Below are 11674 nucleotides of genomic sequence, written 5' to 3' on the forward strand. Positions count from 1 at the left end.
GATGTCCTGGGCGTGGAGCGGGTGGGGGTGGAGGACAACTTCTTCGAGCTGGGCGGGCACTCCCTGCTGGCGGTCACCTTGGCCTCCCGGCTGCGTGAGCGCGGGGTCGGGGTGTCCGTGCGAGCACTCCTGATGGCACCGACGCCGGCCGGGCTGGCTGCGGCCGCGGGTACCGGTGGCGGAGGTGCGGTGGACGTTCCGCCGAACGGGATCCCCGGGGAAGGCGCGGAGGTCATCACGCCAGAGATGTTGCCGCTGGTCGAACTGACGCCGAAACAGATCGACTTGGTCTGCGCGTCGGTCGAGGGAGGCGCGCCGAACGTCGCCGACGTGTACCCGCTGGCGCCGTTGCAGGAGGGCATCTTCTTCCACCACCTGCTCGCCGACTCAGGGGACGCGGACCCCTATCTCCTCTCTCTCGCTCTGGGCTTCGACAGTCGTGAGCGGCTGGACGGGTTCCTGGCCGCGTTGCAGCAGGTGGTGGACCGGCACGACATCTATCGCACCGGGGTGATCTGGGAAGGGCTGCCCGAGCCGGTGCAGGTGGTCTGGCGGCGCGCCGTCGTCCCGGTCGGAGAGGTCCTCCTGCCCGGGAACGGCGACGCGGCGGCCGAGCTGTTGGAGGTCGCTGGGCGGTGGATGGACGTGCGGCGGGCGCCGTTGCTTCGGGTGCGTGTGGCGGCCGACCCGGTGACGGGGCGCTGGTTGGCACTGGTGCAGGTCCACCATCTGCTGCGCGATCACACGGCTCTGGAGGTGGTACTGAGCGAGGTCGCCGCGCTGCTGGACGGGCGCGGGGACGAGTTGCCCGTGCCGCTGCCCTTCCGGGACTTCGTGGCCCAGGCGCGGCTGGGCGTGTCCCGCGCGGAGCATGAGGAGTACTTCGCGGGGCTGTTGGGCGGAGTGACGGAGCCGACGCTGCCGTTCGGCCTGGCCGATGCCCATGGCGACGGTTCCGATGTGCAGCGGGTGCGGATGGCGGTGGACGACCTGCTGGCGCGGCGGGTGCGAGAGGGGGCGCGTGCGCTCGGGGTGAGTCCGGCGACGTTGTTCCACGTGGCGTGGGCGAGGGTGCTGGCGAGCCTCGCGGGCCGGACGGACGTGGTGTTCGGGACCGTACTGCTGGGCCGCATGAACGCGGGCGCGGGTGCCGAGCGGATTCCCGGCCCGTTCATGAACACCCTGCCGGTGCGGATGGACGTAGCGGATCTGGACGCTCTCGGCGCGGTGCGGGCCATGCAGGAGCAGCTGGCTGGCCTGCTGGTGCACGAGCACGCCCCGCTCGCCCTTGCGCAGGCAGCCAGCGGTGTAGCGGCCTCGGTGCCGCTGTTCACCACGCTGTTCAACTACCGCCACGGAAACCGTGTGCCCGGAGACGACACGCACGGCGGCGAGATGGTCGGCATGACGGTCCTGTCGACCGAGGACCGGACGAACTACCCATTGGTGGTCTCGGTCGATGACTCCGGGACCGGGTTCGTGCTGACGGCCGGGACGGCGGCACCGGGCGATCCGGAGCTGGTGTGCGCGTCGTTGCACACCGCCTTGGAAAGCTTGATCACCGGGCTGGAGGAGGCGCCGTCGACGCCGCTGCCCGCGGTGGAGGTGTTGGCACCCCGGGATCGTTCGCGGGTCCTGGAACGGTGGAATGACACCACGAAGACGATGCCTGACGTGACGGTCGTGGGCCTGTTCGAGCGACAGGTGTCGCGGACTCCCGACGCACCGGCGGTGATCTGCGGGGACGAGGAGATCAGCTACGCCCGCCTCGACGATCGGGCGGCACGACTGGCCCGGGTGCTGGTGGACCGGGGTGTCGGCCCGGAGTCGGTGGTGGCGGTCGCGATGGACCGTTCGATCGACCTGGTCGTGGCCCTGCTGGCGGTGCTGAAGGCCGGCGGCGCTTACCTGCCCGTTGACCTGGCGTACCCGGAGCAGCGCGTCGCCTTCATGCTCGCCGACGCGCGTCCGGTGTGCGTGATTGCCCGCGCTTCGTGGCGGGAGGAGGGGGCCGCCGGGTTGGGCGTGCCGATGCTCACGGTCGACGGGGACGGTAGCGGGAACGGTCCTGACCTGGCCGAGGACACCGAAGCCGGTGCGGGCGGCGGCGGTCAGCGCCCGCTGCTCCTCCCCGCCCACCCGATGTACGTGATGTACACCTCCGGTTCCACCGGGACCCCGAAGGGAGTCACGGTCACCCACGAGGCAGTGGTCAATCACGTACTCGCCCGCGTCGCAGAGTTCGGATGGGACCGGACGGACCGGCTGATGCTCACCGCACCCATGGGCTTCGACCCCTCGGTGTGGCAGACGTTCTGTCCCCTGGTGATCGGCGCGAGCTTGGTCATCGCGCCGACCGGAAGTACGGCCGACCCCGCTCACCTGGTGGAACTGGTACGGCGACACGACGTGACGGTGCTGCACCTGATCGCCTCGGCCCTGGCCGGGGTCCTGGAGGAGCCGACCGTGTCCGGCCTGTCCACCCTGCGGCAGTTGGCCAGCGGCGGTGAGGCGGTGCCCGGAGCCCTGCGAGACCGGGCCTTCGCGCTGTTCCCGCACATCGACCTCGTCCAGGGCTACGGACCGGCCGAGACCTGCATCGCGGTGACTTGGCACCGCTGCTCCCGGGAGGAGGAGACGGTCCCGCCGATCGGCGGTCCCGTCGCCAACACTCGCCTGTACGTGCTGGACCGGTACCTGCGGCCGGTCCCGCCCGGAGTCGCCGGTGAACTGTACGTCGCGGGCCTGCCGCTGGCCCGCGGTTACCACCACCGTCCGGGGCTGACCGGGGAGCGGTTCGTGGCATGCCCGTACGGCGGTGCGGGCGAGCGGATGTACCGGACCGGCGACCTGGTGCGGTGGCGCGCGGACGGGGTGCTGGTGTTTATGGGGCGGGCCGATGACCAGGTGAAGATCCGTGGTTTCCGGATTGAGCCGGGTGAGGTCGAGGCTGTGTTGGTTGCGCATCCGGGGGTGGTTCAGGCTGCGGTGATGGCTCGTGAGGATGTTCCGGGGGGTAAGCGTTTGGTTGCGTATGTGGTGGTGGAGGGGTCGGGGGTTTGGGAGGGGTTGGGTTCGGAGTTGCGGGCGTGGGTGGCGGGGAGGTTGCCGGAGTTCATGGTGCCGTCTGCGGTGGTGGTGTTGTCGGGTGGGCTGCCGATGTCGGTGAACGGGAAGGTGGACCGTTCCGCGTTGCCGGTTCCGGAGTACGCGTCTGCCGGTGGGCGGGGTCCTGCCACGGTGGCTGAGGAGCTGGTGTGTCAGGTGTTTGCCGAGGTGCTGGGTCTGGAGTGGGTGGGGGTTGAGCAGGACTTCTTCGGGCTGGGTGGGCATTCGTTGTTGGCGATGCGGTTGGTGTCGCGGTTGCGGGTGGTGTTCGGGGTCGAGGTGGGTGTGCGGGAGTTGTTCGAGGCGTCGACGCCGGCGGGGTTGGCGGTGCGGATTGCGGGTGCGGGTGTGGCGCGGGTGGGGTTGGTGCGGTGGGAGCGGCCGGAGCGGGTGCCGTTGTCGTTCGCGCAGCGGCGGTTGTGGTTCCTGGCGCAGATGGAGGGGCCCAGCCCCACCTACAACATGCCGACGGCACTGCGGCTGTCCGGGCAGGTCGACGTAGGTGCGCTGAGGTCGGCGCTCGCGGATGTGCTGGGGCGCCATGAGGTGCTGCGTACGGTGTTCCCGGCCCACGACGACGAGCCGTACCAGCAGGTGCTGGACCTCGCCGACGTCGGGAACGTCCTGCGGGTCGCCCAGGCCGCCGACGAAGAGCGGGCCGCGGAACTGGTGGCGGCCGAGATCGGCCACGGGTTCGACCTCGCGGCGGAGATCCCGGTGCGGGGCCTGCTGGTCAACACCGGTCCGGCCTCGTCGGTGCTGGTCGTGGTGTTCCACCACATCGCGGGAGACGGCTGGTCCATGGGGCCGTTGGCGCGGGACATCTCGGTGGCGTACGCGGCGCGGTGCGAGGGCGGTGCGCCCGGGTGGGAGCCGTTGCCGGTGCAGTACGCGGACTACACCCTCTGGCAGCGGGACCTGCTGGGGGAGGAGGACGACCCGGACAGCCTCCTCGCCGCCCAGGTCGGCCACTGGCGGCAGGCACTGACCGGGGCACCGCAGGAGCTGAACCTGCCGACGGACCGGCCGCGGCCGACGGAGGCCTCATACCGCGGCCACACGGTGCGACTGGACATCCCGGCGGAGGCACATGCCGAGCTAGCCTCGCTGGCCCGCCGACGAGGTGTCACGCTCTTCATGGTCGTCCAGGCCGGTCTGGCGGTACTGCTGTCGCGGCTGGGCGCCGGGGAGGACATCCCGATCGGCACCGCGGTGGCCGGGCGGACCGACCAGGCCCTGGACGGCCTGGTCGGGTTCTTCGTCAACACCCTGGTGCTCCGTACGGATCTGCACGGCGACCCCACCTTCGCCGAGATCCTGGACCGGGTACGCGAACGCGACCTGCAAGCGCTGGAGAACCAGGAGCTGCCGTTCGAGCGGCTGGTCGAACTCATGGCGCCGCAGCGCTCCATGGCACGCCATCCGCTGTTCCAAGTCATGCTCACCTTCCAGAACAACGACCCCGCGATGCTCGACCTGCCTGGCGTGCGGGCCGAGGCGTACACCGGGGGACCGCTGCCGGCCAAGTTCGATCTCGACGTGACGCTGGCGGAGGTCTTCGAGGACGGTCGACCGATGGGCCTGCGGGGCTCGGTCGTCGGAGCGGCGGACCTGTTCGACGCGGAGAGCGTCACGGCACTCGGGCACCGGCTGAACCGCGTGCTGACGACGGTGGCCGCCGACCCGGACGTACGGCTCCATGAGATCGATGTCCTGTCCGAGAACGAGCGCAGCCTGCTCCTCCCGGAGCGGGAGCGGGATCGGGAGCGCGAGCCGGATGATGGCGTGCCGGTCGCTGCACATGTGACGCTGCCCGGACTCTTCGAGGAACAGGCGGCACGGACGCCGGAAGCCGTGGCTTTGGTCTCCGGTGACCAGCGGATGACCTACGGGGAACTGAACGAGCAGGCGAACAGACTGGCACGGGTCCTGACGCGGCGTGGGGTGAGGCCGGAGTCCGTGGTGGCGGTGCTGATGGACCGGTCCGCGGAACTGATCGTGGCGTTGCTGGCCGTACTCAAGGCCGGCGGAGCCTACCTGCCGGTCGATCCCGCCTACCCCCGGGATCGGATCGCGTACGTGCTGGAGGACGCGGAGCCGGTGTGCGTGCTGACCACCGGCACGCTCGTGGATGTGCTGCCCGCTGCCCTGGTGGTCCCGACCCTGGTGCTGGACGACCTCGATGCGACGGCCGACCTCACGGCGGAGTCGTCCGCCGATCTGCGCGCGGCGGACCGGCCGGGAACGAGGACGACCGGAGAGCACCCGGCGTACGTGATCTACACGTCCGGGTCGACTGGCGCACCGAAGGGTGTGCTGGTGACGCATCACAACGTTGCGACGTTGTTCGGTGCGCTGCGCCGGCGGTTCGGCTTCGGCGCGGACGATGTGTGGTCGTGGTTCCACTCCTTCGCGTTCGACTTCTCGGTGTGGGAGATCTGGGGGGCGTTGCTGCACGGGGGCCGGCTCGTGGTGGTGCCGTACGACGTGTCGCGGTCCCCCGACGCGTTCCTGCGCATGCTGGCCGAGGAGCGGGTGACGGTCCTGTGCCAGACCCCGTCGGCCTTCTACGAGTTGATGCGCGCCGAGGAATCCGAGCCCGCGACCGAGGACTGGTCCTCGTTGCGGTGGGTCGTCTTCGGCGGCGAGGCGCTGGACGTGGAGCGGCTGGACGGCTGGTGGACGCGTCATCGGTCCGACGAACCGACGCTGGTGAACATGTACGGGATCACCGAGACGACGGTGCACGTCACGCTTGAGGTCGTGAAGCCGCCCGCGGGTGCGGGTGCGGGTGCGGGTGTCGGTGCTGGTGCTGGGGCATCGCGGGGAAGTGGGGTCGGGCGGGCGATTCCGGGTCTGCGTGTCTTCGCCCTGGACCGGCATCTCAAGCTGCTCCCGCCAGGCGTCACGGGCGAGCTGTACGTCGCCGGTGGCCAACTGGCACGGGGATACGTGGGCCGGGAGGGCCTGACGGCCGAGCGCTTCGTGGCATGCCCGTATGGCGTGCCGGGTGAGCGGATGTATCGGACCGGTGATCTGGGCCGGTGGACTGCTGATGGGCGGCTGATGCACATGGGACGGGCCGATGACCAGGTGAAGATCCGTGGTTTCCGGATTGAGCCGGGTGAGGTCGAGGCTGTGTTGGTTGCGCATCCGGGGGTGGTTCAGGCTGCGGTGATGGCTCGTGAGGATGTTCCGGGGGGTAAGCGTTTGGTTGCGTATGTGGTGGTGGAGGGGTCGGGGGTTTGGGAGGGGTTGGGTTCGGAGTTGCGGGCGTGGGTGGCGGGGAGGTTGCCGGAGTTCATGGTGCCGTCTGCGGTGGTGGGGTTGTCGGGTGGGCTGCCGTTGTCGGTGAACGGGAAGGTGGATCGGGGGGCGTTGCCGGTTCCGGAGTATGGGGTTAGCGGGGTCGGTGAGGTGGGTGTGGCTGGCGGTGGTGGGCGGGGTGGGGTGTCGGTGTTGGAGGAGTTGGTGTGTGGGGTGTTCGCGGAGGTGCTGGGTGTGGAGCGGGTGGGGGTTGAGCAGGACTTCTTCGAGCTGGGTGGGCATTCGTTGTTGGCGATGCGGTTGGTGTCGCGGGTGAGGGTGGTGTTGGGGGTGGAGTTGGGTGTGCGGGAGTTGTTCGAGGCGTCGACGCCGGCTGGGTTGGCGGCGCGGATCGCGGGCGCGGATGCGGCGCGAGTGGGGTTGGCGCGGTGGGAGCGGCCTGAGCGGGTGCCGCTGTCGTTCGCGCAGCGGCGGTTGTGGTTCCTGGCGCAGATGGAAGGACCCAGCCCCACCTACAACATGCCGGTGATACTGCGTCTGAGCGGGCAACTCGACACCGAGGCGCTGGAGACGGCGCTGGGCGATGTCACCGCTCGGCACGAGGTGCTGCGTACGGTGTTCCCCGCTCACGATGACGAGCCGTACCAGCAGGTGCTGGACCTGGACAGGGTGGGACGCATCCTGCGGACCACCGAGGTCACGAGCGAAGGAGAGACCGCCGCCCTGGTGGCCGCCGAGATCGGCCATGGGTTCGACCTCGCGGCCGAGATCCCCCTGCGTGCGTTGCTGATCCGCAGCGGGACGGATGTCCACCGGCTGGTGGTGGTGATCCACCATGTCGCAGGGGACGGCTGGTCGACGGACCTGCTGGCCCGGGACCTGTCGGCCGCCTACGCGGCGCGGCGCCAGGACCAGGAGCCGGAGTGGCTGCCGCTGCCGGTGCAGTACGCGGACTACACCTTGTGGCAGCGCGAACTGCTCGGCGACAAGGACGATCCGGAGAGCCTGCAGGCAACCCAGATCGCCTACTGGCGTGAGGCACTGCAGGGCGCCCCGGAGGAGCTGCGGCTGCCGACGGACCGCCCACGTCCGCCGGTGCCCTCCCACCGGGGTGACGCGATCACGTTCGACCTCCCCGCTGCCGTTCACGAGGAGTTGACGGCGCTGGCGCGTGCGCAGGGTGTCACGTCGTTCATGGTGGTGCAGGCGGCGTTGGCGGTACTGCTGTCCCGGCTGGGGGCGGGCGAGGACATCCCGATCGGCACCGCGGTGGCGGGACGAACCGACCAGGCACTGGACGGACTGGTTGGCTTCTTCGTCAACACCTTGGCCTTGCGCACCGACCTGACGGGCAACCCGAGCTTCACCGACGTACTGGCCCGGGTACGCGAACACGACCTGGCCGCTCTCGACCACCAGGACGTGCCGTTCGAGCGGCTGGTCGAAGTGCTCGCCCCCACCCGGGTACGGGCTCGGCACCCCCTCTTCCAGGTCATGCTCACCGTCGAGAAGGCAAACGAGGCAGCACTCGAACTGCCCGGCATCCAGACGGAGGCTCAGCTGCCCGAGGGCAAGCCGGCCAAGTTCGATCTCAGCGTCACCGTGACCGAAACGCGTGACGACGACGGCCGCCCGGCCGGCCTGAGCTGTTCGTTGACGGTTGCGGCCGACATGTTCGACCGGACGACCGCGGACACCATTGGTCAGCGGTTCGCACGTGTCCTGACCGGGGTCGTCGCCAAGCCTCAGGCACGGGTACGGCAGATCGACATCCTCACTGACGCGGAACGGCGACAGATCCTCGGCGGGTGGAACACCACCGCGGAGCCCCAGACTGTATCGGGCCTCTTCGAGCGGCGGGTGGCGCGGGATCCGGGTGCAGTGGCGGTGGAGCAGGGTGGGGTGGGTGTGTCGTATGGGGAGTTGAATGCTCGTGCGAATCGGTTGGCGCGGGCGTTGGTGGGTGAGGGGGTGGGCGCGGAGTCTGTGGTGGCGGTGTCGATGGAGCGGTCGGTTGATTTGGTGGTTGCCCTGCTTGCTGTGTGGAAGGCGGGTGGGGCGTATGTGCCGGTGGATCCTGGGTGGCCGGCGGCGCGTATGGGTGTGGTGTTGGGGGATTGTGGTGTGCGTGTTGCCGTGGCGGATGCGGGTGCGGGTGGTGGGGTGTTTGGTCGGGTCGCGGGCGAGTGTGGGGTGCGGGTGTTGGGGGCGGAGGCTGGTATTGGGTTGGATGAGGGGGATTTGGGTGTGGGTGGGTTGGGGGGTGTGGCCGCGTATGTGATGTATACGTCGGGGTCGTTGGGGGTGCCGAAGGGGGTGGTGGTGTGTCAGCGGGATGTGGTGGGTTTGGTGGTGGATGGGTGCTGGGGTGTGGTGTCGGGGTGTCGGGTGTTGGGGTGGGCTCCGTTTGCGTTTGATGCGTCGGTGTACGAGTTGTGGGTGACGTTGGTGGGTGGTGGGGTGGTGGTGTTGGCGCCGGTGGGTGAGGTGGATGGTGGTGTGTTGCGGTCGCTGGTGGCGGGTGGTGGGTTGGATCGGGTGCATGTGACGGCGGGGTTGTTGCGGGTGCTGGTGGAGGAGGATGCGGGTTGTTTCGTGGGGGTGGGTGAGGTGTTGACGGGTGGGGATGTGGTGCCGTCGGGTGTGGTGTCGGGGGTGTTGTCGGCTGTGCCTGGGGTTGTGGTGCGGCATTTGTATGGGCCGACGGAGGTGACGTTGTGTGCGACGCAGTGGGTGGTGGGGGATGTGGGGTTGGTGCCGGGGGTGTTGCCGATTGGCCGGCCGTTGGAGAACACGCGGGTGTATGTGCTTGATGATGGTCTGTCGCCGGTTCCTCCGGGTGTTGTGGGTGAGTTGTATGTGGCGGGGACGGGTGTTGCGCGGGGGTATCACGGGCGGCCTGGGCTGACGGGCGAGCGGTTTGTCGCGTGCCCGTTCAGTGAGCCGGGTGGGCGGATGTATCGGACGGGGGATCTGGCTCGGTGGAGTGCGGACGGGCAGTTGGTGTTCGTGGGTCGTGCGGATGATCAGGTGAAGGTGCGGGGGTTCCGGGTTGAGCCTGGTGAGGTGGAGGCCGTGCTGGCGGCGCATCCTGGGGTGGGTCAGGCGGTGGTGGTCGCGCGTGAGGATGTGCCGGGAGACAAGCGTCTGGTCGCCTACGTCGTGCCCGGGGGCGAGGGCGAGGACCAGCGCGAGGGCTCGGGCGAGGTGTCGGGCATGGGTGGCGTGGACGGCCCACTCAGTGCTGAGCTACGTGGCTTTGTCGGCGAACAATTGCCGGAGTACATGGTCCCCGCGGTGGTGGTCGAGCTGGCGAGCCTGCCGCTGACCGTGAATGGAAAGGTGGACCGGGCGGCGTTGCCGGCGCCGGAGTACGCGGTGGCCGGAGGGGGGCGTCAGGCCGCCACGGAGGAGGAGCGGATCCTCTGCGAGATCTTCGCCGACGTCCTGGGCCTGGACACGGTGGGCCCAGACGACGACTTCTTCGAATTGGGGGGCCACTCCCTCCTTGTGACGCGATTGGTGAGCCGCATTCGTTCGAGGCTGGGTGTCGAGGCGGGCATCTGGCTCCTGTTCGAGGTTCCGACTCCCGCCAGGCTGGCGCTCCGGATCGCGGAGGCAGCTCCGGCGCGAGTGGGGTTGGTGCCTTGGGAGCGGCCTGAGCGGGTGCCGTTGTCCTTTGCTCAGCGGCGGTTGTGGTTCCTGGCGCATTTGGAGGGGCCGAGCGCGACGTACAACATGCCGGTTGCGTTGCGGTTGGAGGGTGCGTTGGACGTGGCCGCGCTGCGGGTGGCGTTCGGCGATGTGCTGGAGCGGCATGAGGTGCTGCGGACGGTGTTCCCGGTGGTGGACGGGGAGCCGTATCAGCAGGTGTTGGCGCCTTCAGAGGTGGGTGAGGTGCTTCGGGTCAGGCGGGCCGCCGAGGGGGAGGTGGCGGGTCTGGTGGCGCAGGAGACCGGGCGCGGGTTCGATCTCGGGGTTGAGGTGCCGTTGCGGGCGTTGTTGGTTGAGGTCGGCGCGGATGTTCATGTGTTGGTGGTGGTGGTGCATCACGTTGCGGGCGATGGGTGGTCGATGGGACCGCTGGCGCGGGACATCTCGGTGGCGTACACGGCGCGGTGTGACGGTCGTGCGCCCGGTTGGGAGCCGTTGCCGGTGCAGTACGCGGATTACGCGCTGTGGCAGCGGGAGCTGCTGGGTGATGAGGGTGATCCGGGCAGTGTGCTGGCCGGACAGGTGGGATTCTGGCGCGATGCGTTGGCGGGGGCGCCGCAGGAGCTGGCGCTGCCGGGCGACCGGCCGCGGCCGGCAGCCGCGTCGCACCGGGGCCACACGGCGTCGGTCGTCGTCCCGGCGGAGGTGCACGCGCAGCTGGCGGCGCTGGCGCGGGAGCAGGGCGTGACGCTGTTCATGGTGGTGCAGGCCGCGTTGGCCGTGCTCCTGTCGAAGTTGGGTGCGGGCGAGGACATTCCCGTCGGGACGGCGGTGGCCGGCCGTACCGACCAAGCCCTCGATGACCTGGTCGGGTTCTTCGTCAACACCCTGGTGCTCCGCACCGATGTGTCGGGGGACCCGACCTTCGGCGAGCTGCTGGAGCGGGTCCGGGAGACAAGCCTGGCGGCGCTGGAGCATCAGGAGGTGCCGTTCGAGCGGTTGGTGGAGGTGCTGGCGCCGGATCGTTCGCTGGCGCGGCATCCGCTGTTCCAGGTCATGCTCACTCTGCAGAACGTGGATGGGGCGGGTCTGGAGTTGCCGGGTGTGCGTGTGGCGCCGGTGGGGGTGCAGCTGGCGGCGGCGAAGTTTGATCTTGATGTGTCGTTGGGTGAGGTGGTTGATGGTGAGGGTCGTCCTGGGGGGTTGCGGGGGTCGGTTACGGGGTCGGTGGATCTGTTTGATGCGGGGACGGTGGAGCGGGTCGGTCGGTGGTTGGTGAGGGTCCTGTCTGTTGTGGTTGAGGATCCGCAGGTGCGGGTGGGGCAGGTTGAGGTGTTGTCGGAGGCGGAGCGGGAGCAGGTGGTGGCGGGGTGGAATTCCGCCGTCGAGCCGGTGCCGGGTGTGACGTGGGTGGAGTTGTTCGAGCGGCAGGTGGTGCGGGATGCGGGTGCGGTGGCGGTGGTGTGTGGGGATGAGTCGTTGACGTATGGGGAGTTGGATGAGCGTTCTGGTCGGTTGGCGGGTGTGTTGGTGGGTCGGGGTGTGGGGCCGGAGTCGGTGGTGGGGGTGGTGTTGGAGCGGTCGGTGGATGTGGTGGTGGCGTTGTTGGGGGTGTGGAAGGCGGGGGGTGCGTATGTGTTTGTTG

General features: G+C 69.4%; 1 protein-coding gene. It reads left to right on the plus strand.

The window, feature by feature from the left end:
* Positions 1-27: 27 nt before the first annotated feature.
* Positions 28-11674: amino acid adenylation domain-containing protein (locus ACFC1X_RS40320; protein ID WP_376364611.1), on the plus strand; the 11647-nt coding region annotated here is incomplete at its 3' end.

This window comes from Streptomyces sp. NPDC056128, from assembly GCF_042263835.1.
GTDB lineage: Bacteria > Actinomycetota > Actinomycetes > Streptomycetales > Streptomycetaceae > Streptomyces.